A 24,585-nucleotide genomic window follows, 5' to 3' on the forward strand; every position below is an offset into this window, starting at 1 on the left:
CGCCACCCTGGGAACCTGGGAGTAACACACATGAGAATCGTCGTCGCCCTGGGCGGAAACGCCCTCCTGCGTCGTGGCGACAAGCCCGACGCCTCCACCCAGATCGCCAACGTCGTCCTCGCCGCCGGAGAGCTGGCCAAGCTCGCCGCCGAGCACGAGGTCATCATCACCCACGGCAACGGCCCCCAGGTCGGGGTCCTGGCCCTGGAGTCGGCCAATGACGAGCGCCTGAGCGAGCCCTACCCCTTCGACACCCTGGGCGCCGAGACCCAGGGGATGATCGGCTACTGGCTGCTCCAGGCCCTGGGCAACGCCCTGCCCGGGCGCCAGGTGGCTGCGATGGTCAACCAGACCCTCGTCGACGCCGACGACCCGGCCTTCGCCAACCCGACCAAGTTCGTCGGCGAGGTCTACGACGAGGCCACCGCCAAGGCGCTGGCCGAGGAGCGCGGCTGGACGGTCAAGGCCGATGGGCAGTACTACCGGCGCGTGGTCGGCTCGCCCCAGCCCCAGGGAGTGGTCGAGACCGAGCTCATCCGCACCCTGGTCGAGGCCGGCGCGGTCGTCGTGTGCGCCGGCGGCGGTGGCGTGCCGGTCATCCGCGATGAGGACGACCGCCTGCGCGGCGTCGAGGCGGTGATCGACAAGGACCTGACCGCCTCGGTCCTCGCCCAGGCGCTGGGGGCCGACGCCCTCATGATCCTGACCGACGTCGACGGCGTGTTCGTCGACTACGGCACCCCCGAGGCCCGCCAGATCCCCCGCGCCACGCCCGACGAGCTGCGCGCGCTGGGTCTGCCCGCCGGGTCCATGGGGCCCAAGGTCGAGGCCGTGTCCCGCTTCGTGGAGAACACCGGCGGCACGGCGGCCATCGGCCGCCTCGAGGACGCCATCGACATCATCAACGGCAAGGCCGGCACCACCATCGCCAACGCCTAACACACGTCCCCCAATCCAGCCTGCCCGACCCACGGGCCGGGTAGGCTGGGCGAGGGGGCCAGGCCAGGACCTGTGACAAGGAAGGAGGTAGCCCATACGTTACCTCTGACGGCCTCAGGGCCGTCCCGGCTTCAACAATCAGTCCATCCGCAAGGAAAACCTTCACAAAGGAGTGACAGTTCATGACGAAGATCGTCAACTCTTGGAACGACTTCGACCCGCTCAAGCACGTGATCGTCGGCCGCGCCGACTTCTCCGTCATCCCGCCGGAGGAGCCCGCCACCTCGGAGAAGGTGCCGATCGACTCTGAGATGCGCGGCATGTGGGGCCCCCGTCCCACCGCCACGGTCGAGGCCGCCAACGAGCAGCTCGACAACTACGCCAAGATCCTCGAGGGTCTGGGCATCAAGGTCGACCGCCCCACTCCGCTGCAGTGGAACCAGGCCATCGTCACGCCTGACTTCCGCACCGAGTCGGGCTTCACGCAGATGCCCCCGCGTGACATCCTGCTCACCATCGGCAACGAGATCATCTCCTCGGCCAACTCCTTCCGCTGCCGGTACTTCGAGTACCTCGCCTACTGGCCGCTCATGAAGGAGTACTTCGACGAGGACCCGGAGTTCCTGTGGACGCAGGCCCCCCGTCCCCGCCTGACCGACAAGTCCTACAAGCACAACTACTACGACGAGAAGATCTCCCTCGAGGAGCGTCTCGAGCGCACCGCTGCGAAGGACTTCGTCACCACCGAGTTCGAGCCCATGTGGGACGCCGCTGACGTCATGCGCGTTGGTAAGGACCTGTTCATCCAGCACGGCCTGACCACGAACCGCACCGCCATGGAGTGGTTCAAGCGCTACTACCCCGACCTGCGGGTGCACGCCGTCAACTTCCCCGGCGACCCCTACCCGATCCACATCGACGCGACCTTCGTGCCGCTGCGGCCGGGCCTCATCATCAACAACCCGCACCGTCGTCTGCCCGAGGAGCAGCGTAAGATCTTCGAGGCCAACGACTGGCAGATCGTCGACGCCGCCCAGCCGGCGCACGACACCCCGCCGCCGCTGTGCTACTCCTCCGTCTGGCTGTCCATGAACTGCCTCGTCATCGACCACAAGACCGTGTGTGTCGAGGCCAGTGAGGTCCACCAGATGGAGCAGATGGACAAGCTCGGCATGAACGTCATCCCGGTTCCGTTCCGCGACGCCTACGCCTTCGGCGGTGGTCTGCACTGCGCGACCGCCGACGTCTACCGCGAGGGCGGCTGCGAGGACTACTTCCCGAACCAGATCGACGACCCGACGCTCGTCTGAGAGATCGACGCCGTCATCGCACACCGCGGGTGACGGTCGGCGACGACCGTCACCCGCGGCACCGGCAGGGCCCCGTGTGGCGAGGGCACTCGCCCCCGCCACACGGGGCCCTGCCCATGCGGGAGGACCAGGGCTTCGCCCGGTTTTCGCCCGTGGCCCACCTGTCACCACCTTCGTCACCCCACACTCACCACTACCCCGTCGGCGGCCCCCTACGCCGGCGGTGATACCGCAAAGGAGCGGACGTTGGACTCATCGGGTCGAGAAAAGCTCAAGGGCTTCGCATTCATGTTCCTCTCATCGAGCCTCATGGGAGGAATCGGTGCTTTCGCTCGCTACATCGAGGCACCAGGGCTCTTCATTTCGTTCAACCGCAGCTTCGCGGGCTTCCTGGGAATGACGGCGATCTTCCTGGCCACGCGGAGGTTCCATAAGTTCAAGAACTTCAAGATGTCGCCCACGATCATCCTCACGGGTGTCTTCCTGGGCCTCCTGTCCGGTCTCTACGTCATGTCGACGCAGATGACCACCCTGTCGAACGCCGCCTTCCTCATCTACACCGGCCCCGTCTACTCCACGGTGCTGGCCACGATCTTTCTCAAGGAGCCCTTCACCAAGGTCACGGGCCTGTCCCTGGCCTCCGTGCTCGTCGGCTGCCTCATGATCATCGGGATCATCAACTACACCTCGGGCGAGGGCTTCACCGTCAGCCTCGACCTCGATCCCAAGTACATGGTCGGCAACCTCGTCGCCCTTGCCTCCGGCGTCGCCTATGGTCTGTTCCTCTTCTTCAGCCGCTACCGGACCGACGTCGACTCCGACGTGCGCTCCTACTGCAACTTCACCTTCGCGATCATCACGCTGGGCACGATTCTCCTGGTCGACCGCCCGGACCTGTCCGAGATGACGACGCGCGGCTGGATCGTCCTGGCGGTGGCCGCCTTCATCACCGGGTTCGGAGCGTTCTTCTTCCTGACGGTCGCCTCGAAGATCCTGCTCGCCTCCGAGCTGGCCACCATCTCTTACCAGGAGACGATCATGGCCACCCTGCTGGGGATCATCCTGTTCAGCGAGCACATCACCTTCATCCAGGCCCTCGGTGGCGCCCTCATCATCGCCGGAGGCGTCTCCCAGATCATGTTCTCGACGAAGAACGGCAAGAAGACCTCCGGGCAGGCGGGCGCCGACAAGGACCTCGCCGAGGTGACGAGCTCCTGAGCGCCCCCTGGGCGCCCCCGGGGGCGCCCGTGCCGGGCCGCCGGGCCATCGCACGCGTTCCCACCACCGCCACACCCAAGGAGTCCACGCAACGATGAGCGAGAAGAACATCACGAGGCTCGACGCCTTCACCTACCGCCGTATCCTGTCCGAGGACGACCCCGTCGTCCTCATCCCCGTGGGGGCCATTGAGCAGCACGGGCCGCACATGCCCCTGAGCGTCGACGTCCTGCTGTCCACGACCATGGCCGAGTTGACCGCCGAGCGGCTGGGCTCCGCCCTCGTGGGCCCGACCATCACCACCGGTTACAAGTCCCAGCAGCGCTCGGGCGGGGGCAACCACATCATCGGATCCTTCGGCTTCGACGCCGAGACGGTCATCGGGGTGTGCCGCACCCTCGTGCGCGAGTTCACCCGCCACGGCGCCCGCCGGATCGTCTTCGTCAACGGCCACTACGAGAACTACCAGTTCCTCTACGAGGGCGTCGACCTCGCGCTGCGCGAGCTCGCGCCCGCGGGTGAGCCGCCCCAGGTCATGCTCCTGTCCTACTGGGACTTCGTCACCGAGGAGGTCATCGCCCGGCTCTACCCCGATGGCTTCCCGGGCTGGGACGTCGAGCACGGCGGGGTCATGGAGACCTCCCTCATGCTCGAGTACTTCCCCGAGCTGGTCCACATGGACCGGGTCATGGACCTGCCGGCCGCCGAGCTGCCCCTCTACGACCTCCTGCCCGTCGACGCCTCCCTGACCCCGGAGTCGGGCTGCCTGTCCTCGGCGCAGGCCGCCAGCGCCGAGAAGGGCCAGGTGCTCGCCGCCTCGGTCATCGAGGGAATGACCGAGGCGATCACCAGCCGGTTCGCCGTCTGAGTCTCTCTGAGTCTCTCTGAGTTCCTCAGGGTCCCTCGGGGCGGCGGACGAGGCACCTCAACCGCCGCCCCGCCATGATGCGGTGCTTCCGGGACCTGCCACCGCGGCCCGGTCCCGGAAGCACCTCAGGCCTTGCCGCACCGGCGGGTGCGAGCAGAACTCGTCGGCCCTCGCAACGTCGTGACGGCCGACGGTACCCCGTCCACCACTACTACTACCTTCGGAAAGGGGACAACGATGTCCTCATCGTCCAGTGGCGCCGTCGCGCAGGGCCACACCATGAACAAGAAGCTCGGCTTCACCGCCATGCTGCTGTCGGCCACAGGCATGGGCTTCGTGGGCACCTTCGGGCGCCTGTCGACCCCGCTCAAGCCCGACGGGACGCGCTTCATCATCGGCGACTTCCTGGCCTTCGGCCGTATGACCGTCGGTGCGCTGGGCTTCCTCCTGCTCATCGTGGCTGTCAAGAAGCTGGCCAAGCTGCGCTCGACGAAGCTGTCCTTCACCGTCATCGCCGGCGGACTGTCCATCGGCGCCTCGCTGGCCCTCTACGTCTCCTCGACGCTCATGACGACGATCGCCAACGCCGTGTTCCTCATCTACACCGGCCCGCTCGTCTCGGCGATCCTGGCGCGGATCTTCCTCAAGGAGAAGATCTCCCTGCGCAACGGCGTCTTCCTGACCCTCGTGTTCCTCGGCATGCTCATGACCATCGGACTGGTCACCTACACGTCGGGCGAGGGGCTCAGCTTCGGCCTCCAGCTCGGTACGGACCCCGAGTACCCCAAGAAGGTCATCGGTGACCTCTTCGGCCTCGGCTCGGGGGTCTTCTACGGCCTGGCCCTGTTCTTCTACCGCTACCGCGGGGACATCGACTCCGAGATCCGCGGGTTCTGGAACTTCATCTTCGGCGCCGTCGGCGCGCTCATCGTCATGGTCTTCCGCATCAGCTGGCTCGACTCGACCAACCCCTTCGAGGTCATGAAGCCCACGAACTGGCTCTGGGCGGTCGGCATGTTCCTGTTCTGCGGCCTGTTCGCCATCGGTTTCCTCGTCGTGGCCGGCAAGCACCTGCCCGCCGTCGAGCTGTCGACCGTGTCCTACTGGGAGTGCGTCGTCGCCCTCCTGCTCGGCCTCGTCCTGTGGGGCGAGTCGATGACCCTCGTGGGCGCGATCGGCGGTGTGCTCATCCTGGGCGGCGGCCTGGCCCCGATCCTGCTCGACCTGACCGGCGCCCGGTCCAAGGCGGGCACCGAGTCCTGATCCTCCGGCCGGGGGCTGGCAGACGCGGGCGGCGATGTCCGCGGGCCAGTCCCCGGCCAACATCACACGTCAGACACATCACGTCTCTATACTCAGCAGCCCAGTCACCTTGGCAGAAGGATCATCATGAGCGGTCATCCCAACCCGACCAGCACCGATGTACACGATGAGCGGGCGCGCGCCTCCGCCCTCAAGCGCGCCGCCTCGGCCAGCTTCATCGGCAACTTCATCGAGTGGTTCGACTACGCCTCCTACGGATACATGGCGGCCGTCATCGGCGAGGTCGTCTCCCCGAGCGAGGACGAGACGATCCAACTGATGACCTCTCTTGCGATCTTCGCGATGTCCTTCATCCTGCGCCCGATCGGGGCCATCGTCTGGGGCATGTGGGGCGACCGCAAGGGCCGTCGCTGGGCGCTGTCGTGGTCGATCCTCATCATGTCCGGCTCGACCTTCCTCATCGGGCTGCTGCCCAGCCACGCCACGATCGGCATCTTCGCCGCGGTAGGCCTGCTGCTGCTGCGCATGATCCAGGGCTTCTCGGCCTCAGGCGAGTACGCGGGCGCCGGCACCTTCCTGGCCGAGTACGCCCCCCCGGCCAAGCGCGGCCTCTACACCTCCCTGGTCCCGGCCTCGACGGCCTGCGGCCTGCTGGCCGGCTCCCTCATGGTGGCGGGGATGTTCGCGGTTCTCGACACCGAGGCCATGCACTCCTGGGGCTGGCGCATCCCCTTCCTCCTGGCCGCTCCCCTGGGCCTGGTGGGCCGGTACATCCGGGTCCACCTCGAGGACTCCCCGGTCTACCAGGCGATGCGAGACGAGCTTCCCGACGAGCAGCCGAGGTCCAACCCCATCGGCGCGCTGCTGACCCAGCACGGCCGAGAAGTGCTCATCACCTTCGGAGTCTCCTGCCTCAACGCCGTGGCCTTCTACATGCTGCTCAGCTATATGCCGACCTACATGAGCCAGGAGCTCGGGTTCCCCGAGGACACCGCCACGATGGCCACCTCCGTCATGCTGGTCGTCTACATCGCCTCCATCTTCCTCATGGGGCACCTGTCGGACGCCGTGGGCAGGCGCAAGATGCTCATCACCGCCTGTGTCGCCTTCATCATCCTCAGCCTGCCCCTGTTCTGGGTGATGTCCCACGCTGGCAAGGACACGAGAGGCCTGCTGCTCATCATCGCCTGCCAGGTCGTCTTCGCCATCATCCTGACGGCCAACGACGGCACCTTGGCGACCTTCCTCGCCGAGTCCTTCCCCACGGAGGTGCGCTACTCCGGTTTCGCCCTGTCCTTCAACGGCGCCAACGCTCTCCTGGGCGGAACGACGCCTATTGTCGTCACCGCGCTCATCAGGGCTACCGGTTCCTCGCTGGTGCCCGCGATCTACCTGACGGTTGTCGCCCTGCTCGCCCTGGTGGCCATCCGCGCCTCGCGGGTCATCCACATGGCCGAGATCGGTAAGTCGAGCGAGTAGACGCAGGCACCTGGCGCCCCGGCTGCGTAGGCCGCCGCTATCCCCGACGGTCCCGCCGACCACTCCCACCGTGGTTGGCGGGACCGCTCGTCGACCTGGACGTAACATGGGGCCATGGCCGAGACCCGCCCCCCTGAGCAGGCCGCTGACGACCCGCAGGACGAGTCCGAGGACCGGGCTGCGCGCCAGGTGGTCGGCCCCTCCCGTCCTGTCGTGGCGACCACCTCCCGAGGACTGGGGCGCCGTCAGGAGATCATCGAGGCAGCAGCCGCCATCATCCGCGAGTCCGGCCCCGGCGCCGTCAGCCACCGGGCGGTGGCCAGGCGGGCAGGCTGCTCGCTGTCGGCGACCACCTACTACTTCGACGGCCTCGACGACCTGCTCTATCAGGCGGGCCAGGTCAACATCGGCTTGTGGGCCTCGCGGGCCGAGGCGGTCGCCGATCTTGTCGAGTCCCTCCACGAGCTGCCCGACCTCCACGGCAGGATCGAGTTGTTGCTCCAGGCGACGCTGCCCGCCGAGGGGCCCTACCGGGGCCACTACGTCCAGCTCATCTCCGCCGGAGCCGCGGTCGCCGTCGGACAGGCCTACCGACACGGCCGCCAGCGGCTCAACGCTGCGGTCGCCAGGGTCCTGCAGCACCTGGGCAGCACCTTGCGTCCCGAGATCGTCATCGCCATTGTCGACGGCGCCGCGGTCAGTGCCCTCAGTGAGGGCCGTGACGTGCGGGCCACCGCCGCGGACCTGCTGGGAACGGTTGTCCTGGAGTCCCGCGGGCGGCCCGACCAGCAGGCCGCCCCGTCACCACAGGAGGGTCGGGTCGAGCTGGACTCGTAGTGGCTCCTGGCGCCTGGCGGCGCGCTCGCGCTGCACGTGCCGCAGTGCTGCGGCCAGCTCCCTGCCCCGACCGGGATCGGAGCGCACGAGGCCACGGGCCCTGGGCGCCGAGGAATCGGCGTGCTCAACGGCTGCCGGCCCCAGGGTCTCGAAGCCGGTGGCCTCCATCTGCTCGAGCACGGCGCGCACGGCCTGCCGCTCCCCGTCCAGTCGTGCGGTGCGCCAGGCCGGCGGCAGGTGCAGCTCGGCCCGCTCGGCCAGCTCACGACGGGCGAAGCCGGCGTGGTCCCAGCGCACGAGTGCCTGGGCCGCCACCGGCTCGGGGCCGCCCAGGAGGATGACCCGTGCGTCGGGGCGGGCCAGGACGGCCGCGTTGGTCCACCTGCGCAGCGCCTGGGCCGCGGCGCCCAGCTCGGGACGGGCCGACAGGACCGCACCGTCGAGGAGCACGACCGCCCGGTACCCGCCCCGCGCCACCGGCTCGGCCCCCGGGGTGGCCACGACTAGACGCGGTGAGGCGTCGACCTCGGCCACGACGCCGTGCCCCTGGTCCGCCCCGGAGACCACGACCGGTACCCCCGGGAAGGCGCGGCCCAGCTCCTCCCCCGTGCGGCTGGAGCCCACGGCGACCATGCGCAGCTCGGTGTGGCCGCAGGCGGCGCAGGACCACGACGGCAGCATCCGTCCGCACCACCGGCAGCCCAGGCGCCGAGCCTCGTCCATCGACACCGGCCCCCGGCAGGTCGGGCAGGCCGCCGGGGTGCGGCAGTGCCTGCAGGCCAGGGCCGGGGCGTAGCCGGAGCGGGGCACCTGGATGAGCACCGGTCCCTGCTCGATCGCCTGGCGCACCGCCCGGTGCGCCAGTGAGGGGAAGCGGGCACCACCGGAGGCGCCCTCGGCATCGAGCTCGGGGGCGCCGGGGACCTCGACGCGGGCCACGGCCCGTCGAACGGTGGCCCGCGTTGCGCTGAGGCCGGCCGCCCAGCCCCGCTCGACGTAGGTCTGGGCCTCGACCGTCCTGGTGTGGCCCGCCACGACGAGCCCGCAGCCCTCGGTCGCCGAGCGCAGGGCCAGGACGGTACGGGCGTGGACGTAGGGGGCGCGTGGCTCCTCGAGCCGGTCGTCGCCGTCATCCCAAATCACGACCAGCCCCAGGCGCGCCACCGGTGCGAAGGCGGCCGCCCGGGTTCCGACGACCACCCGCGCCCGGCCCAGAAGAATCTCGACGAAGGTCCTGTACCTGCGCTCGGCACCGAGCTCGGCGCTGAGCAGGGCCACCGGCTCCCCCGCCAGCTGCTCACCGAGCCCCGCAGCCGCCTCCCGGGCCTGGGAGGCCGTGGCCACCACGACAAGTGCGCCCCGGCCTGCGCTGAGCGCGGCCCTGACCGCCCGGGCGACCAAGGGCAGCCAGCCCTCCACCAGGCCCGGCCGGGCCGGCAGCGCGGTCCACACCGCCCTCGGCGCGCCCCCGTCGGCCAGGGCCTCCAGGAGAGCCGCTCCCCCATAGACCTCCCAGCCGCCGGGATCCGGTCGGGACCAGGTCGGCAGGTCCGGCAGGGGGCCGCCGCGCACCGTGTCCTCGGCCCGGGCGTGCCGGGCGGGCACCGCCAGGCGCAGGACGTCGGCGCGCGTGCCGGCCGAGCGCTGGGCCACGGCCTCGACGAGGGTCATCGTCGCGGCACTGAGCACCGGCAGGTCGGACACGACCCGGCGCAGCGGTGCCAGCCGGCCCGGACGGGTGGTCGTCTCCCCGCGCTGCCACACCCAGCCGTGCATCTCCTGGCCCCCGAAGCGCACGACCACCCGGGTGCCCACGGCGGCGGCGGTGTCGAGCTCGGCGGGGACGAGGTAGTCGAAGGTGCGGTCCAGGTGCGCCACGGGGCTGTCGAGCAGGACGCGTGCCACCGGCGCGGCCACCCCGTCGGCCTCGACGCGCCTGTCGGCCGGCGCGGGCAGGGCCAGCAGCTCGCCCTGGCGCGGCGCCGAGGGGCTCATCCCGCCCGCTCCCGGTGCCTGAGCATCCCTGGCCCCGGCTACACCGCGGCGCGCAGCGCCTCCACCCGGTCGGTCCGCTCCCAGGTGAAGCCGGGCCGTCCGAAGTGGCCGTAGGCGCTGGTCGCCCGGTAGATCGGCTCGAGAAGCCGCAGATCCCTGACAATGGCCGCCGGCCGCAGGTCGAAGACCTCGGAGATGGCCCCGGCGATCCGCTCGGCGGGCACCGTCTCGGTGCCGAAGGTCTCGACGTGGATGCCCACGGGGTGCGCCGCACCGATGGCGTAGGCGACCTGGACCTCGCAGCGGGCGGCCAGTCCGGCGGCCACGACGTTCTTGGCGACCCAGCGCATCGCGTAGGCCCCGGAGCGGTCGACCTTCGAGGGGTCCTTGCCCGAGAAGGCCCCTCCCCCATGGCGGGCGACGCCCCCGTAGGTGTCGACGATGATCTTGCGTCCCGTCAGGCCGGCGTCACCGGCGGGGCCGCCGATGACGAACTGCCCCGAGGGGTTGACCAGGACGGTGGTCTGTGAGGCGTCCAGGTCCAGGCCCTTGGCCTGCTCGGCGGCCAGGACCGGGGCGATGACCTCCGTGGTCACTGCGTCGGTGAGCCAGGCCCGCGAGCGGTCCGGGTCGTGCTGGGTCGACACGACCACATGGGCCAGGCTGACCGGCCTCATCCCGTCGTAGCCGATGGTCACCTGGGTCTTGCCGTCGGGACGCAGCCCCTCGACCAGCCCCTCCTTGCGCACGAGGGCGAGGCGCTCGGCCAGGCGATGGGCCAGGTGGATGGGTGCGGGCATGAGCTCGGCGGTGTCGGTGCAGGCGTACCCGAACATGAGCCCCTGGTCCCCCGCGCCCTGAAAGTCGAGCGGGTCGAGGTCGCCGTGGTCCTCACGGACCTCCAGTGCCTTGTCGACGCCGGCGGCGATATCCGGCGACTGCTGGCCGATGGACACCGACACCCCGCAGGAGGCGCCGTCGAAGCACACCTCGGAGGAGGTGTAGCCGATGCCGACGATCTCCGAGCGCACGATGTCGGGGATCTCGACGTAGGCCGAGGTGCTCACTTCTCCGACGACGTGCACCAGGCCGGTGGTCACCACCGTCTCGACCGCCACGTGGGCGACGGGGTCCTGCTCGAGGATGGAGTCCGAGATGCGGTCGCAGACCTTGTCCGGATGCCCTTCGGTGACGGACTCGGAGGTGAACAGGCGGAGGGAGGAAGTCACGGCGCAAGACTACTCGGACGAGGGCCCGTGGCCTCAAGGCGGGCGGCGATGAGCGCCACAAGGGCACGGCCGACCTCCTCCTTGCTCCCCGAGGCCTGCGCCACCCGCGTGCCCTGGGCGTCGAGCACGATGACCGTGTTGGGCACGTCCCCGAAACCTGCGCCCCCGCCCACGGCGTTGACGGCCAGCAGATCGGCGCCCTTGCGCCGGGCCTTGGCGACCCCATGGGCCAGGACATCGCCATCGCCGTCCCCGGTCTCAGCCGCGAAGCCCACGACCAGGGTGCGCCCGTCGCGCCGAGGCGGGTGCGTGACGAGTCCCGCCAGGATGTCGGGGTTCTCCACCAGCTCGATGGCGCGGGCGCCCCGGCCCCGGTCCCCGTCCTGGGGGCCTCGCTTCTTGACCTTGGTGGCCGAGACCGAGGCCGGCCGGAAGTCCGCCACTGCGGCGGCCATGACAATGGCATCGGCGTCGGCTGCCGCGCGCCGGACCGCCTCACCCAGCTCGACCGCCGTGCCCACCGCGACGACCTCGATGTCGCCCGCCAGCTCCTCGAGCAGCCGGGGGTCGACATGCGCCGCCACGAGAGTGACCCGAGCGCCCCGCTCCTGCGCGGCCCGGGCCACGGCGACCCCCTGGCGGCCCGAGGACCGGTTGCCCAGGTAGCGCACGGGGTCAATCGGCTCCCGGGTGCCTCCGGCGGAGACCACGACGTGGAGGCCGGCCATGTCCCGGGCGGGCGGTGGGCCGGCGGCGTCGCGGGCCTTGAGCACCTCGAGCGCCTGCGCGACGATCGCCTCGGGCTCGGGCATCCGCCCCGGCCCCTCATCGCCCCCGGTCAACGGGCCGCGGTCCGGTGGGATGACGGTCAGGCCGCGGCGGTGCAGCGTGGCGACATTGTCCTGGGTCGCGGGGTTGAGCCACATCTGGGTGTGCATCGCCGGGGCCAGGACGACGGGGGCCGTCGTCGTCAGGAGTGTGGCTGTCAAAAGGTCGTCGGCACGGCCCGCGGCGACCCGGGCGAGCAGGTCGGCGGAGGCCGGCGCCACGACGACGAGCTCGGCCCACTCCCCCGTGGCTACGTGCTCAACGGCCGCCGGGTCGTCGAAGACGCCGGAGGCCACCGGCGCCCCGGAGACCGCCGCCAGGGCGGGGGCGCCGATGAAGCGCAGGGCGGCGGGGGTGGGCACCACCTTGACCTCATGGCCGACCGCACGCAGGAGGCGGATGACGAAAGGTGCCTTGTAGGCGGCGATGGAGCCCGAGACGCCGACGACGACGCGCCGCGCCCCACCTGGGGGTGCGGCGCGCAGCCGTGAGGACGGTTCGGTCATCGCAGGTCGGCGTGCCCGCTGCCCTAGAACTGGAAGTCGTCGGCGCCCGAGCCCGCCTCGTCGACCGGGGTCGGGCCGTCCAGGACGATATCGGAGAACATGTCGGCCTCGGCGGCGCGGCGGGCCTCCTCGGCCTCAGCGCGCCGTGCGCGGGCCTCCTCGCCGGGGATCACCTGAAGCTTGTCGTCGGCGATCTCGCGCAGGGCGATGCCCAGCGGCTTCTCAGCGGCCTCAACCTCGACCAGCGGACCGAAGAACTCCAGCTGGTTGTCCTCAAGCTGCTGGGTATAGGTGTTGATCTGGCGGGCGCGCTTAGCGGCCTGGACGACCAGGCCGTACTTCGAGTCGACCTTCTCCAGGAGGTCGTCGATCGGCGGGCTGGTGATCCCCTCGGGCTGGGCGGAGGTTCCGAGCATGTGCTACTCCGGGTGTGCTCGACAGTGCTTGAACCGGAACAGTCTAGCCCGCCAGCCCCATGATGCTCTCGAGCTCGTCCGTGGCACGCGCCACGCGGTCGTTGACGATCGTGCGGTCGAACTCGGCCGCCGCGGCGATCTCGACGCGGGCGGTGGACAGGCGTCGTTGACGCTCCCGCTCGTCCTCGGTGCCCCGTCCGGCGAGCCTGGTGACGAGCTCGTCCCAGCTGGGAGGGGCGAGGAAGACGAGCTGGGCCTGCGGCATCGACTCGCGCACCTGCCGGGCCCCCTCCAGGTCGATCTCGAGCAGGGCCGGCCTGCCCGCCGCGAGCCGGGCCTCCACGGGGCCACGGGGCGTGCCGTAGCGGTGGGCGCCGTGCACGAGGGCCCACTCGAGCATCTGGCCCTCGGCCACGAGGCGGTCGAACTGGGCGTCCGACACGAAGTGGTAGTGCACCCCGTCGACCTCCCCGGGGCGCGGGCGACGGGTGGTGGCCGACACGGAGACGAACAGCTCGGGGTGGCGCCGCCTCAGCTCAGCGACGACCGTGCCCTTGCCGACTGCTGTCGGCCCGGCCAGGACCGTCAACCGTGCGGGAGGGACGGACAGCGAGGGCGATGGCATGGGGACATGATGGACCACCGGACGCGCCGGGTCATCCCGGTTCCACCGCGCCCGTCCCCGGACCGCGCCCTCAGCCGAAGCGGGCGATCAGCTCGGCGCGCTGGCGCGAGCCCAGGCCGCGCACGCGCCGGGTCGGCGAGATGCCGATCTCGTCCATGAGCGCCTCGGCGGTCCTCGTCCCGACCCTGGGCAGCGCCAGGAGGAGGTTGAGGACGCGCATGCGTCCCAGGGCCTCGTCCTGCTTGGCCTGCTCGAGGAACTCCGAGAGACTCATGCGCCCGTGCTTGATGGCATCCTTGGCCCGCGCACGGCGCAACCGCGCGTCCGCAGCCCTCGCCAGGGCATCCGACCGCTGCTGCGCGGTCAACGCTGGAAGTGTCATGGCAGGGTCCTCCAACAACTCTTGCGCCGATCGCCTGTGATCTTCATCAAGATTAGGTCGGTTCACTGCCGCGCGCATCCCGAATGGCGGGGCAAGAACTCCGGGGCACAGAGCGCAGCGCTTCATCGCCGCCCGCCGACCCGTGCCGGGCCGGTCTCAGGGCCGCAGCGCCTGGGCGGCCTGGGTACGGGCGGCCTCGGCGGCACGGCGCAGGGCCGAGCGCTCCGGGCCCGCGCTGAGCACCGCCCTGGAGGTCGAGGCGAGCACCTGGCCGCGGGCCGGGCCGAAGACCTCGGCCAGCTCGGCGGCGCCTGCCCCCTGGGTCCCCACCCCGGGTGCGAGCAGAGGGCCGTTGACCGCCACCAGGTCGATGCCCAGGTCGGCGACGGCGCGGCCGACGGTGGCGCCAACGACCAGGCCGATGCTGCCCAGGACCCCGGCGCCACGCGCGGCGTCGTTGGAGCGGGACACGCCCCGGGCCACGCTCGCGGCCACCGCCGCGCCCTGGGCCGTGCGCGCGTGCTGGACGGTCGCGCCCTCGGGGTTGGAGGTCAGTGCCAGCACGAACAGGCCGCGGCCGGTTCCGGCCGCCAGATCGAGGGCCGGGGCGAGGGAGCCGTAACCGAGGTAGGGGGACACGGTCATGGCGTCGCAGGACAACGGGGCCCCGTCGGCGAGGTAGGCCTGGGCGTAGGCGCCCATCGTCGAGCCGATGTCCCCGCGTTTGACGTCGAGGATGCTGAGCAGCCCGCAGTCGCGCAGCGCGGCGAGAATCTCCTCGAGCACTGCCAGGCCGGCGCTGCCGTGGCGTTCGAAGAAGGCCGACTGGGGCTTAACGGCAGCCACCCTCCCCTCGAGGGCCTCGACCGTGCGCAGGCCGAAGTCGCGCAGGCCCGCAGCGGAGTCGGTCAGCCCCCACGCCTCCAGCAGGCCGGGGTGGGGGTCGATGCCCACGCACAGCGGGCCGTCGTCGTCCATGGCCCGGCTCAGTCGGGCACCGAAGGGCACAACGGCGGGACGGGACGAGTCGGTGGTGGTCATGCCGGAGCCTCCTGGGTGGTCGTGCCGCCGGCCTGCTCCGGGGCGTCCTGGTGGGTCCTGTCGGCCGTACGGGCCCGGCGGCGGGAGCGGTCGGCGTTGTGCGCCTGCAGGCTGCGCACCCGCAGGGGCCCGCGGAGCCCTGCCTCGAGGGCCTGGACAGCGGCCTGCAGCTGGTGGACGGTGGTGATGATCGGCCTGTCGGCGCCGGTGGTCGCGGCGCGGATCGAGTAGCCGTCGGCGCGCGCCCCCTGGCCCCGCGGGGTGTTGATGACCATGTCGACCATCCCGGACTCGATGAGGTCGACGATCGTGGACTCCCCGTCGGCTCCGCGCCCCTGGCTCACCTTGCGCACGGTGATGGCCGGGATGCCGTTGCGCCGCAGGACCTGGGCGGTGCCCGCCGTGGCCAGGACCGTGAAGCCGAGCTCGGCCAGGCGCGCCACGGGCAGGATGATGTCCCGCTTGTCCCGGTCGGCCACCGACACGAAGACCGTCCCCTCACCCGGCAGCCCGCCGTAGGCCCCGTCCTGGGACTTGGCGAAGGCCCGGGGGAAGTCGACGTCGTAGCCCATGACCTCCCCGGTCGAACGCATCTCGGGCCCCAGGACGGCGTCGACGGTGCGGCCCTGCGGGGTGCGAAAGCGCTTGAAGGGCAGCACCGCCTCCTTGACGGCGATGGGGTCCAGAGGGTCGCAGGAGGCGGCGTCCTCAGCGGGCAGAAGGCCCCGTCCCCGCAAGGAGGCGATGGAGTGTCCCACCATGATGAGGGAGGCGGCCTTGGCGACCTGGACCCCGGTGGCCTTGGAGACGAAGGGGACGGTGCGGCTCGCCCGGGGGTTGGCCTCGATGACGTAGAGGGTGTCGCTCATGAGGGCGAACTGGATATTGATGAGGCCGCGCACGCCGACCGCCGAGGCGATCGCCTCAGTGGAGCGGCGGATGCGGTCGACCTCCGTGTCAGACAGACTGACCGGCGGAAGGACGCAGGCCGAGTCGCCCGAGTGGATGCCCGCCTCCTCGATGTGCTCCATCACCCCGGCCAGGAACAGCTCGGTGCCGTCGTACAGGGCGTCGACGTCGATCTCCACGGCGTCGTCAAGGAACCGGTCGATGAGCAGCGGCCCCTCGGCCCAGGCGCCCCCCGGGGCCCGGTCGGCGCGATCGAGGTAGTCCTCCAGCCCCTGCCGGCTGTAGACGATCTCCATGCCGCGCCCGCCCAGCACGTAGCTGGGACGCACGAGCACCGGGTAGCCCACGGCCCGGGCCACCTCGATCGCCTCCTGCCGGCCGAGCGCCGTGCCATGGGCGGGAGCGGGCAGGCCGATGCTCTCCAAAAGTGCCCCGAAGGCCCGACGGTCCTCCGCGGCGTCGATGGCCCGAGGGCTGGTCCCCAGGACCGGGACGCCCGCGGCGGTCAGCCGCGCGGCCAGGGACAGGGGCGTCTGCCCGCCGAGCTGGACGACGACCCCGGCCACCGGTCCGGCGGTGCGCTCGGCGTCGTAGACCTCCATGACGTCCTCGAAGGTGAGTGGCTCGACGTAGAGCCGGTCGGAGACGTCGTAGTCGGTCGAGACCGTCTCGGGGTTGCAGTTGACCATGATGGTCTCGTGGGACTCGGCCAGCGCCATGGCGGCGTGGACGCAGGAGTAGTCGAACTCGATGCCCTGGCCGATGCGGTTGGGGCCCGATCCCAGGATGATGACGGCCGGGCGCTCGCGGGGGGCGACCTCGGTCTCGGTGTCGTAGGTCGAGTAGTGGTAGGGCGTGCGCGCGGCGAACTCGGCGGCGCAGGTGTCGACCGTCTTGTAAACGGGTCGCAGGCCGAAGGCGTGGCGCAGCTCGCGGACGGTGTCCTCGCCGATGCCCCGCAGGGAGGCGATCTGGGCGTCGGAGAAGCCGTGCCGCTTGGCCCGGGCCAGGGTGAGGTGAGTCAGCCCCTCGGCCCCGGCCAGCTCGCGGGCGATCTCCTCGAGCAGCGCCATCTGGTCGAGGAACCACGGGTCGATGCCGGTGGCCCGGTGGAGCTCGGGCACGCCGGCGCCTCCCCGCAGGGCCTGCTGGAGGTCGAGCAGACGGTGCTCGGTGGGAGTGCCCAGCCCGGCCACGAGCGCCGCCGTGCGCTCGGGGTCGGGGGCGGGCCCGTCCCAGTGGAGGGCCGTGCCCTTCTTGTCGATGGAGCGCATCGCCTTCTGGAGGGCCTCGGTGAAGCAGCGGCCCACCCCCATCGCCTCACCGACCGACTTCATCGTCGTGGTCAGGGTGGGGTCGGCGCCGGGGAACTTCTCGAAGGCGAAACGGGGCGCCTTGACCACGACGTAGTCGAGGGCCGGCTCGAAGGAGGCCGGGGTTGAGCCGGTGATGTCGTTGGGGATCTCGTCAAGGGTGTAGCCCACGGCGAGGCGGGCGGCAATCTTGGCGATGGGGAAACCGGTGGCCTTGGAGGCCAGGGCCGAGGAGCGCGAGACCCGGGGGTTCATCTCGATGACGATGACCCGGCCGGTGCCGGGGTCGACGGCGAACTGGATGTTGCAGCCGCCGGTGTCGACACCGACCTCGCGGATGATCGCGATGCCGATGTCGCGCAGCCGCTGCATCTCCCGGTCGGTCAGGGTCAGCGCCGGGGCCACGGTGATGGAGTCTCCGGTGTGGACGCCCACGGGGTCGACGTTCTCGATGGAGCACACGACGACGACATTGTCGGAGGTGTCGCGCATGAGCTCGAGCTCGTACTCCTTCCAGCCCAGGATCGACTCCTCGAGCAGGACCTCGGTGGTGCGCGAGGCGGCCAGTCCGAGCCCGCAGATGCGCTCGAGGTCGGTCTCGTCGTAGGCGACGCCGGAGCCCAGGCCACCCATGGTGAAGGAGGGGCGCACGACCACCGGGTAGCCGCCGAGGGCGCCGACGGCCTGGCGGCACTGGGCCAGGGTGTGGGCGATGACGGAGCGGGCGACCTCGGCGCCGCAGCGCTCGACGACCTCCTTGAAGGCGTCGCGGTCCTCCCCCGCGCGGATCGCCTCGGCGCCGGCGCCGATGAGCTCGACGCCGTAGCGCTCCAGGACACCGGACTCCGCCAGCGCCATCGCGGCGTTGAGGGCGGTCTGGCCCCCCAGGGTCGCCAGCAGGGCGTCGGGACGCTCGGCCTCGATGACCGCGGTGAGCACCTCGGGGGTGATCGGCTCGACGTAGGTGGCGTCGGCCAGGTCCGGGTCGGTCATGATCGTGGCCGGGTTGGAGTTGACCAGGATGACCCGGATGCCCTCGGCGCGCAGGACCCGGCAGGCCTGGGTGCCCGAGTAGTCGAACTCGCAGGCCTGCCCGATCACGATCGGACCCGACCCGATGACCAGGACCGAGGAGATGTCCGTGCGCAGCGGCATGTCAGGCGTCCTTCTCGCGGGCCGCGCGGTGGTCGCGCATGAGGGTGATGAAGCGGTCGAAGAGGTGCTCGCCGTCGTGGGGGCCGGCGGCGGCCTCGGGGTGGAACTGGACGGAAAAGGCCGGCAGGTCCAGGGCGCGCAGCCCTTCGACGACCCCGTCGTTGAGACCGACGTGGGTGACCTCGACCCGGCCGTAGCGCTCGGGGGCGAAGGGGGCACGGGAGGGCGCCTCGACAGGGGCGTCGACCGCGAAGCCGTGGTTGTGGGCGGTGATCTCGACCCGGCCGGTGGTCCGGTCGAGCACCGGCTGGTTGACGCCCCGGTGGCCGTAGACGAGCTTGTAGGTGCCGTATCCCAGCGCCCGGCCCAGCACCTGGTGGCCCAGGCAGATGCCGAACAGGGGGATGCCCGCCTCGAGCACGCCGCGGGCCAGGGCGACCTCGTGCTCGGCCGTGGCGGGGTCGCCGGGGCCGTTGGACAGGAACACCCCGTCGGGCCGCAGCGCGAGCAGCTCGGCCAGGGTCGTCGACTGAGGCAGGACGTGGACCCGCGCGCCCCGTTCGGCCAGCTGGGCGGGGGTGCGCGCCTTGACGCCCAGGTCGATGGCGGCCACGACCGCCACCGGCCGGCCTGCGACGAAGGAGCCGGTGGCCTCGACGACGTAGCCCGCCGGGGTGGTGACATGGCCGGTCAGCGCCTGGCCGGCCATCGGCGGCGCCGAGCGCACGGCGTCCAGGCAGATGTCGATGGCCGCCTGTGAGGGCCCACCGGCGTCCTCGGCACCGGCCGGCAGCGCCGAGCCGGAGAAGATCCCGCCGCGCATGGCCCCCCGCTCGCGCAGGTGCCGGGTCAGCGCCCGGGTGTCGACCTCGCACAGCCCGACCACGCCGGCGGCCACGAGCTCGTCCTCCAGCTCCCGGCGCGCGCGCCAGGACGAGGCGCGGCGCGCCGGGTCGCGCACGACGTACCCGGCCACCCAGATCCGTGAGGACTCGGGGTCCTCGTCGTTGACGCCCGTGTTGCCGATGTGGGGGGCGGTCATGACGACGATCTGGTGGTGGTACGACGGGTCGGTGAGAGTCTCCTGGTAGCCGGTCATGCCGGTGTTGAAGACGATCTCGCCGACCGCGCGTCCCGGCGCGCCGTAGGAGCGACCCCGCAGGACGTAGCCGTCCTCGAGGACGAGCAGGGCGGTCGAACGGCTCCGGCCCGGGGTCGCTCCTACCGTGACCATCTCAGGCGTCCTGCGCGACCGGGGCGCCGTCCAGGACGGTGGGACGGCCGTGGAGGAAGGTCGCCAGCACCTGTCCCGGCAGCTCCATGCCCTGGTAGGGGGTGTTGGTCGAGTGGGTCCACTGGGCGGCGCCGTCGACCGTGCGCCGCACCTGGGGGTCAAGGACGGTGATGTTGGCCGGGGCGCCGACCTCCAGTCCCTGTCCCTGGTCGTCGATCCGGCCGATGCGGGCCGGGGCGCTCGACATGACCCGGGCGAGGTCCCGCCAGGTCATCCGCCCGGGGTTGACCATCGTCTCAATGAGCACCGGCAGCGCGGTCTCCAGCCCGGTCATCCCGAAGGCTCCCGCCTGCCACTCGCAGTCCTTGTCCTCCACGGGGTGGGGGGCGTGGTCGGTGCCCACGGCGTCGATGGTGCCGTCGGCCAGCGCCTCGCGCAGGGCCTCGACGTCCTCGGCGGTGCGCAGGGGCGGGTTGACCTTGTAGATCGGCGAGTAGGTGCGGGCCATCTCGTCGGTCAGCAGGAGGTGGTGCGGGGTGACCTCCGCGGTGACGTCGATGCCGCGGGCCTTGGCCCAGCGGATGATCTCGACGCTGCCGGCGGTCGAGACGTGGCACACGTGGAGCCGTGAGCCGACGTGCCCGGCCAGCAGGGCGTCGCGGGCGATGATCGACTCCTCGGCCACGGCGGGCCAGCCGCGCAGCCCGAGCTCGGCCGACAGGACGCCCTCGTGCATCTGGGAGCCCTCGGTCAAGCGCGGGTCCTGGGAGTGCTGAGCGATGACCCCGTCGAAGGACTTGACGTACTCCAGGGCGCGGCGCATGAGCACCGGGTCCGCCACGCACTTGCCGTCGTCGGAGAAGACGCGCACACGGGCCTCGCTGTGGGCCATCGCGCTCATCTCGGACAGGTGCTTGCCCTCCAGGCCCGCGCTGACGGCCCCCACCGGGTGGACGTCGACCCATCCGGCCTCGCGCCCCAGGCGCAGGACCTGCTCGACGACGCCGGCGTTGTCCTGCACGGGCGAGGTGTTGGCCATGGCGAAGACGGCGGTGTAGCCGCCCACGGCCGCGGCGCGGGTTCCGGTCTCGATGGTCTCGGCCGACTCGCCGCCGGGCTCGCGCAGGTGGGTGTGGATGTCGACCAGGCCCGGCAGGGCGATGCGGCCGGCAAGGTCGTGGCGCACGGTGTCGGCGGGGGCCTCGGCCTGCGCCTGCGGGCCGGTCGCCGCGATGGCGCCATCCATGATGAGGATGTCGGTCGGGTCCTCGCCGTAGGGAAGGACACCGGTGAGGAGGTGGGCGGTCACAGCTGGTTCCCTTCGTCGGCGAGGAGGAGGTAGAGGGCGGCCATGCGCACGGAGACGCCGTTGCCGACCTGCTCGATGATGCGCGAGCGCGGGTCGTCCGCGGCCTCGGCCGTGATCTCCAGGCCGCGGTTCATCGGTCCGGGGTGCATGACGATGGCGTGCGCGGGCATCGCCTCGCGGCGGGCGAGGTTGAGGCCGTAGGCCTGGGCGTACTCGGCGGGGCTCGGGAAGAAGCCGCCTCCGGCGGCGCTCATGCGCTCCCGCTGGACCCGGAGCATCATGACCGCGTCCGGACCGATGGCCTCAATGGAGGCGTCGAGGTCGTAGGAGACCTCACAGGGCCAGTTCTCCATCCCCACCGGCAGGAGGGTCGGCGGAGCGACGAGGGTGACCTGGGCGCCCAGCGTGTCGAGCAGGTCGACGTTGGAGCGGGCGACCCGGGAGTGGAGGATGTCACCGACGATGATGACCTGGGCGCCGCTGAGGTCGCGTCCCTGAGGCGAGGGGGCGCCGTCGGCGCCGCCCTCCGGGGCGTACCAGCGGCGCAGCGTCATGGCGTCGAGCAGTGCCTGGGTGGGGTGCTGGTGGGTGCCGTCGCCGGCGTTGAGCACCGGCACGTCGATCCATCCGGCGTGGGCCAGCAGGTGGGCGGCACCGCAGGCCGAGTGCCGCATGACGACGGCGTCGGCCCCCATGGCCATGATGGTCTGGGCCGTATCCTTGAGCGACTCGCCCTTGGACACGCTCGAGCCCTTGGCCGAGAAGTTGATGACGTCGGCGCTCAGGCGCTTGGCGGCGGCCTCGAAGGACAGGCGGGTGCGCGTGGAGTCCTCGAAGAAGAGGTTGACCACCGTCTTGCCGCGCAGGGTCGGCAGCTTCTTGACGGCGTGGCGCTGCGTGGCCGCCATCGCCTCAGCGGTGTCGAGGAAGGCGACCGCCTCGTCGTGGGTCAGGTCCTTGGCGTTGAGCAGGTGCCTCATGACAGGGCCTCCTCGATGGTGACGGCATCGGCCTGCGCCCCGAGCTCGGTGAGGGAGACGACGACCTTCTCGGTACGTGAGGTGGGCAGGTTCTTGCCGACGTAGTCGGCCCGGATGGGCAGCTGCCGGTGCCCCCGGTCGACGAGAACGGCCAGCTGGACCGCCTCGGCCCGGCCGATGGAGCCCAGGGCGTCGAGGGCGGCGCGGATCGTGCGCCCCGAGTACAGGACGTCGTCGACCAGGACGACGGTGCGCCCCTCGAGGGAGCCGCCCGGGATGCGGGTGGGCTGGGGCACCCTGATGGGGTGGCGGCCGAGGTCGTCGCGGAACATCGTGATGTCGAGCGTGCCGACCGGAATGGTCACGGGGGCCGAGGAGTCACCTCCCTCCTGGACCGCGATGCTCAGGGCCTCGGCGAGGCGCTGGGCGAGGGGGACTCCGCCGGAGGGGATACCCAGGACGATGACGTCGTCAACGCCTCGGTTCCGCTCGATGATCTCATGAGCGATGCGGACGAGGGACCGCTGGATCTCGGCTGCGCCGAGGATCTGCTTCTTCCCGGTGGACAATGTTTCGGCCACGGTAAGTGGACCTCCTTCCCTGCCTCACTGGACAGGCTTCAAGGATGTCTGGCGCTTCTCACCCTAGCGCACGGCCGCCGCCGCGCCAACTCATGGCGCGGCGGCGGTGCGCGGGCTCAGCGCAGGGTGTCGGCCAGGTCTGCGATCCTGCCCAGGAGCCCACCGAGGTAGCGCGGGGAGTCGTCGGTGGACAGCATGCGTGCCAGAGTCATGGCCTCATCGACGGCCACGGGTGCGTCGACCTCCTCGTTGTGGAGGATCTCCCAGGTGGCCACCCGGGCGATGGCGCGGTCGACGGCGGGCATGCGGTCCAGTGTCCAACTCTGGGCGTAGGTCTCAATGGTCTCGTCGACCTGCCCGAGATGCTCCGCGACTCCCGCCAGGATCGTGCGCGCGTAGACGGGCGCCTCGGTGTGGTTGGCCGAGTGGAGGGCTCGCTCGGCCGCGAAGGTGCGCAGCCGTGACGCGGGGTCGGCACCGTCCTGACCGGGCTCGTCCTGCCCGGGGCGCAGCAGCCCGCGCTGGTCGGCCTCGAAGAGGACCTCGACCGCACGCCTCCTGGCCTTGGTACGGGCGGTGACGGCGTGCTTGACCGGGCGGGAGGAGCCACCGCCTGCGGGGAGCTGGTTGTCGGCGACGTGCTCGGCCATCGGCTCGTCAGTCGGTGACGCGGCTGATGTAGGAGCGGCTGCGGGTGTCGACCTTGACCCGGTCCCCGGTGTTGAGGAACAGCGGGACCTGGATCTCCGCGCCGGTCTCCAGGGTGGCGGGCTTGGTGCCGGCCGAGGAGCGGTCGCCCTGGAGCCCGGGCTCGGTGTGGGAGACAGTGAGCACGACGGCGGCGGGCAGCTCGACGAACAGGACGGTGTCCTCGTGGAAGGCCACGATGACGTCCTGGCCCTCGAGCATGAGGGAGGCGTCCTGCCCAACGACGTCGGCGCCGACATAGGTCTGCTCGTAGGACTTGACGTCCATGAACACGAAGTCCTCGCCGTCCTTGTAGGAGAACTGCATGTCTCGGCGGTCGACGGTCGCGGTCTCGATCTTGATCCCGGCGTTGAAGGTCTTGTCGACCGTCTTGCCCGAGAGCACGTTCTTGATCTTGGTGCGCACGAAGGCCGGTCCCTTGCCGGGCTTGACGTGCTGGAACTCGACCACCTGCCACAGCTGGCCCTCGAGGTTGAGCACGAGGCCGTTCTTCAGGTCGTTCGTCGTTGCCACGAGTGGTGTCCTCACGGTGTAGGGGCACTGCCCGCGCACCGGGCGCGGGCAGTCTTGGAACGCCGGCGAGTCTATCGCGAAGGCCCGTGGCGCCCACCGCCGGCCCTTGCGAGGCCCGTCACTGCCGGCCCGGGTGATCAGTGGAAGGAGCGGATCTCCTCATCCAGGCTCCGCGCCCCGCGCAGCCTGGCGATCGTGGCGAAGCGCGCCTCGGCGTAGGGCAGGGAGACCTCCCGCAGAAAGCGGGCCATGTCGTCCTCCCCCAGGCGCTCCATGTGTCCGATGAGGCTGCGTACGTCGTCGGGGTGGCGGTTCTGGCTCATCTTCGCCTTGCCCTGGACCCGCTCGATGCCGACCTCGACGGCGACGATGGCCCGCGCCATGCGTTCGAGCTTGTCACGACCCACCGGGGTCAGGACGTCCTCGCGCTCCATGCGCCGTGTCAGCGCCTCGGCCACCTCGAGCGCCCGCTGCGGGCTCGTGTCGATGCGGACCGGCCCCCAGACATGGACGGTCACGTAGTCCCAGGTGGGGACGTTGGGGGTCTCCTCGTTCGTGGCGTAGTAGGCCGGAGCGACGTAGGCGTCGACGTCGTCGAGCACGACCATGCCCTGCGCCGTGATCGGCTCGCGGACCTGGGGGTTGTTGCGCACGAGGTGGGTGACGAGGACGTCTCGCTGCTCATCGAGGTAGAAGGGGACGAGCGTGGCCAAGGGCCCCTGGTCGTGGACCGTGACAAGGTTGCCGACGCCCGGGGCTGACAGCAGGGCGCGCGTGCGCTCGGGCCCGAGCTCGAAGTGCTGTGGCACGTACATGGTGCGACCCTAGATGATTGACTCCAAGGAGTGGGCTAGCTGACACGGGTCCGGGGTCGACGTCACAAGTCCAACACCCTCCCGTTACCTTGTTGGTGGTCCCGGGTGGTCCGGGGCTGGGCCAGCTGCTGC

The 24,585-nt window shown here is 71.0% G+C and carries 22 protein-coding genes; 7 read left to right on the top strand and 15 right to left on the bottom strand.

Annotated features, from left to right (window positions below; translation table 11 throughout):
- Nucleotides 1–30: 30 nt before the first annotated feature.
- From arcC to Q4C85_RS10395, 7 genes are all read left to right on the top strand, one after another.
- On the top strand, nucleotides 31–939 hold the full coding sequence (arcC, locus tag Q4C85_RS10365) for a carbamate kinase (RefSeq protein ID WP_303141868.1): 909 nt from the start codon (nucleotides 31–33) through the stop codon (nucleotides 937–939).
- A gap of 182 nt (nucleotides 940–1,121) precedes the next feature.
- On the top strand, nucleotides 1,122–2,249 hold the full coding sequence (locus Q4C85_RS10370; RefSeq protein WP_303141870.1) for a serine/threonine protein kinase: 1,128 nt from the start codon (nucleotides 1,122–1,124) through the stop codon (nucleotides 2,247–2,249).
- Nucleotides 2,250–2,495: 246 nt separating this feature from the next.
- The gene (locus Q4C85_RS10375; RefSeq protein WP_303141871.1) at nucleotides 2,496–3,467 is read left to right on the top strand and encodes a DMT family transporter; all 972 of its coding nucleotides are present in this window, start codon (nucleotides 2,496–2,498) and stop codon (nucleotides 3,465–3,467) included.
- 94 nt (nucleotides 3,468–3,561) lie between these two features.
- A complete protein-coding gene (locus Q4C85_RS10380) occupies nucleotides 3,562–4,335 on the top strand; it encodes a creatininase (RefSeq protein ID WP_303141872.1) in 774 nt (257 codons plus the stop codon).
- 237 nt (nucleotides 4,336–4,572) lie between these two features.
- Complete coding sequence (locus tag Q4C85_RS10385; RefSeq protein WP_303141874.1) at nucleotides 4,573–5,598, top strand: DMT family transporter; 1,026 nt, start codon at nucleotides 4,573–4,575, stop codon at nucleotides 5,596–5,598.
- 126 nt (nucleotides 5,599–5,724) lie between these two features.
- Nucleotides 5,725–7,077: an MFS transporter gene (locus tag Q4C85_RS10390; protein WP_303141875.1), complete on the top strand. Its 1,353-nt coding sequence runs from the start codon at nucleotides 5,725–5,727 to the stop codon at nucleotides 7,075–7,077.
- A gap of 114 nt (nucleotides 7,078–7,191) precedes the next feature.
- Nucleotides 7,192–7,914 (top strand): TetR/AcrR family transcriptional regulator, encoded by a 723-nt coding sequence (locus tag Q4C85_RS10395; RefSeq protein WP_303141876.1) that lies wholly within the window; start codon nucleotides 7,192–7,194, stop codon nucleotides 7,912–7,914.
- Here Q4C85_RS10395 and Q4C85_RS10400 read toward each other — a convergent pair.
- The 15 genes from Q4C85_RS10400 to Q4C85_RS10470 form a co-directional block, all read right to left on the bottom strand.
- The gene (locus Q4C85_RS10400; RefSeq protein WP_303141877.1) at nucleotides 7,879–9,909 is read right to left on the bottom strand and encodes a primosomal protein N'; all 2,031 of its coding nucleotides are present in this window, start codon (nucleotides 9,907–9,909) and stop codon (nucleotides 7,879–7,881) included. The genes Q4C85_RS10395 and Q4C85_RS10400 overlap by 36 nt on opposite strands.
- 38 nt (nucleotides 9,910–9,947) lie before the next feature.
- On the bottom strand, nucleotides 9,948–11,138 hold the full coding sequence (metK, locus tag Q4C85_RS10405; protein ID WP_303141878.1) for a methionine adenosyltransferase: 1,191 nt from the start codon (nucleotides 11,136–11,138) through the stop codon (nucleotides 9,948–9,950).
- Nucleotides 11,135–12,472: a bifunctional phosphopantothenoylcysteine decarboxylase/phosphopantothenate--cysteine ligase CoaBC gene (gene coaBC, locus Q4C85_RS10410; RefSeq protein WP_303141879.1), complete on the bottom strand. Its 1,338-nt coding sequence runs from the start codon at nucleotides 12,470–12,472 to the stop codon at nucleotides 11,135–11,137. Before coaBC ends, metK begins: the two co-directional genes overlap by 4 nt.
- A 23-nt stretch (nucleotides 12,473–12,495) precedes the next feature.
- Nucleotides 12,496–12,888, bottom strand: a complete 393-nt coding sequence (gene rpoZ, locus Q4C85_RS10415) for a DNA-directed RNA polymerase subunit omega (RefSeq protein ID WP_303141880.1) — start codon at nucleotides 12,886–12,888, stop codon at nucleotides 12,496–12,498.
- 43 nt (nucleotides 12,889–12,931) lie between these two features.
- Nucleotides 12,932–13,513, bottom strand: coding sequence for a guanylate kinase (gmk, locus tag Q4C85_RS10420; RefSeq protein ID WP_303141882.1), 582 nt, complete (start codon nucleotides 13,511–13,513; stop codon nucleotides 12,932–12,934).
- 70 nt (nucleotides 13,514–13,583) lie between these two features.
- Entirely contained in the window at nucleotides 13,584–13,895 is a 312-nt protein-coding gene (mihF, locus tag Q4C85_RS10425; protein ID WP_303141883.1) for an integration host factor, actinobacterial type, read from the bottom strand.
- A gap of 156 nt (nucleotides 13,896–14,051) precedes the next feature.
- Nucleotides 14,052–14,936, bottom strand: a complete 885-nt coding sequence (pyrF, locus tag Q4C85_RS10430) for an orotidine-5'-phosphate decarboxylase (protein ID WP_303141884.1) — start codon at nucleotides 14,934–14,936, stop codon at nucleotides 14,052–14,054.
- Nucleotides 14,933–18,313 carry a carbamoyl-phosphate synthase large subunit gene (carB, locus tag Q4C85_RS10435; RefSeq protein ID WP_303141885.1) on the bottom strand — a complete coding sequence of 1,127 codons (3,381 nt, stop codon included), beginning with the start codon at nucleotides 18,311–18,313 and terminating at the stop codon, nucleotides 14,933–14,935. The genes pyrF and carB overlap by 4 nt, the downstream gene beginning before the upstream one ends.
- A gap of 1 nt (nucleotide 18,314) precedes the next feature.
- Nucleotides 18,315–19,547, bottom strand: a complete 1,233-nt coding sequence (gene carA, locus Q4C85_RS10440) for a glutamine-hydrolyzing carbamoyl-phosphate synthase small subunit (protein WP_303141886.1) — start codon at nucleotides 19,545–19,547, stop codon at nucleotides 18,315–18,317.
- Nucleotide 19,548: 1 nt separating this feature from the next.
- On the bottom strand, nucleotides 19,549–20,856 hold the full coding sequence (locus Q4C85_RS10445) for a dihydroorotase (RefSeq protein WP_303141887.1): 1,308 nt from the start codon (nucleotides 20,854–20,856) through the stop codon (nucleotides 19,549–19,551).
- Nucleotides 20,853–21,836: an aspartate carbamoyltransferase catalytic subunit gene (locus Q4C85_RS10450; RefSeq protein ID WP_303141890.1), complete on the bottom strand. Its 984-nt coding sequence runs from the start codon at nucleotides 21,834–21,836 to the stop codon at nucleotides 20,853–20,855. Before Q4C85_RS10450 ends, Q4C85_RS10445 begins: the two co-directional genes overlap by 4 nt.
- Nucleotides 21,833–22,417: a bifunctional pyr operon transcriptional regulator/uracil phosphoribosyltransferase PyrR gene (gene pyrR / locus Q4C85_RS10455; RefSeq protein ID WP_303141892.1), complete on the bottom strand. Its 585-nt coding sequence runs from the start codon at nucleotides 22,415–22,417 to the stop codon at nucleotides 21,833–21,835. The genes Q4C85_RS10450 and pyrR overlap by 4 nt, the downstream gene beginning before the upstream one ends.
- A 116-nt stretch (nucleotides 22,418–22,533) precedes the next feature.
- Nucleotides 22,534–23,067, bottom strand: a complete 534-nt coding sequence (nusB, locus tag Q4C85_RS10460; RefSeq protein WP_303141893.1) for a transcription antitermination factor NusB — start codon at nucleotides 23,065–23,067, stop codon at nucleotides 22,534–22,536.
- 7 nt (nucleotides 23,068–23,074) lie between these two features.
- A complete protein-coding gene (gene efp, locus Q4C85_RS10465; RefSeq protein ID WP_303141894.1) occupies nucleotides 23,075–23,638 on the bottom strand; it encodes an elongation factor P in 564 nt (187 codons plus the stop codon).
- 137 nt (nucleotides 23,639–23,775) lie between these two features.
- Complete coding sequence (locus tag Q4C85_RS10470; RefSeq protein WP_303141896.1) at nucleotides 23,776–24,453, bottom strand: FMN-binding negative transcriptional regulator; 678 nt, start codon at nucleotides 24,451–24,453, stop codon at nucleotides 23,776–23,778.
- Nucleotides 24,454–24,585: the final 132 nt, after the last annotated feature.

This window comes from Actinomyces sp. (assembly GCF_030524025.1).
Lineage (GTDB): Bacteria > Actinomycetota > Actinomycetes > Actinomycetales > Actinomycetaceae > Actinomyces.

Excerpts from the sequence above, each read along its gene's own strand:
- gmk (WP_303141882.1), bottom strand. The coding sequence starts at position 13,513 with ATGCCATCGCCCTCGCTGTCCGTCCCTCCCGCACGGTTGACGGTCCTG.
- coaBC (WP_303141879.1), bottom strand. The coding sequence starts at position 12,472 with ATGACCGAACCGTCCTCACGGCTGCGCGCCGCACCCCCAGGTGGGGCG.
- Q4C85_RS10450 (WP_303141890.1), bottom strand. The coding sequence starts at position 21,836 with ATGAGGCACCTGCTCAACGCCAAGGACCTGACCCACGACGAGGCGGTC.
- mihF (WP_303141883.1), bottom strand. The coding sequence starts at position 13,895 with ATGACACTTCCAGCGTTGACCGCGCAGCAGCGGTCGGATGCCCTGGCG.
- Q4C85_RS10380 (WP_303141872.1), top strand. The coding sequence starts at position 3,562 with ATGAGCGAGAAGAACATCACGAGGCTCGACGCCTTCACCTACCGCCGT.
- pyrF (WP_303141884.1), bottom strand. The coding sequence starts at position 14,936 with ATGACCACCACCGACTCGTCCCGTCCCGCCGTTGTGCCCTTCGGTGCC.
- Q4C85_RS10395 (WP_303141876.1), top strand. The coding sequence starts at position 7,192 with ATGGCCGAGACCCGCCCCCCTGAGCAGGCCGCTGACGACCCGCAGGAC.
- Q4C85_RS10470 (WP_303141896.1), bottom strand. The coding sequence starts at position 24,453 with ATGTACGTGCCACAGCACTTCGAGCTCGGGCCCGAGCGCACGCGCGCC.
- Q4C85_RS10385 (WP_303141874.1), top strand. The coding sequence starts at position 4,573 with ATGTCCTCATCGTCCAGTGGCGCCGTCGCGCAGGGCCACACCATGAAC.
- Q4C85_RS10390 (WP_303141875.1), top strand. The coding sequence starts at position 5,725 with ATGAGCGGTCATCCCAACCCGACCAGCACCGATGTACACGATGAGCGG.
- rpoZ (WP_303141880.1), bottom strand. The coding sequence starts at position 12,888 with ATGCTCGGAACCTCCGCCCAGCCCGAGGGGATCACCAGCCCGCCGATC.
- carA (WP_303141886.1), bottom strand. The coding sequence starts at position 19,547 with ATGGTCACGGTAGGAGCGACCCCGGGCCGGAGCCGTTCGACCGCCCTG.
- carB (WP_303141885.1), bottom strand. The coding sequence starts at position 18,313 with ATGCCGCTGCGCACGGACATCTCCTCGGTCCTGGTCATCGGGTCGGGT.
- arcC (WP_303141868.1), top strand. The coding sequence starts at position 31 with ATGAGAATCGTCGTCGCCCTGGGCGGAAACGCCCTCCTGCGTCGTGGC.
- Q4C85_RS10370 (WP_303141870.1), top strand. The coding sequence starts at position 1,122 with ATGACGAAGATCGTCAACTCTTGGAACGACTTCGACCCGCTCAAGCAC.
- Q4C85_RS10400 (WP_303141877.1), bottom strand. The coding sequence starts at position 9,909 with ATGAGCCCCTCGGCGCCGCGCCAGGGCGAGCTGCTGGCCCTGCCCGCG.
- nusB (WP_303141893.1), bottom strand. The coding sequence starts at position 23,067 with ATGGCCGAGCACGTCGCCGACAACCAGCTCCCCGCAGGCGGTGGCTCC.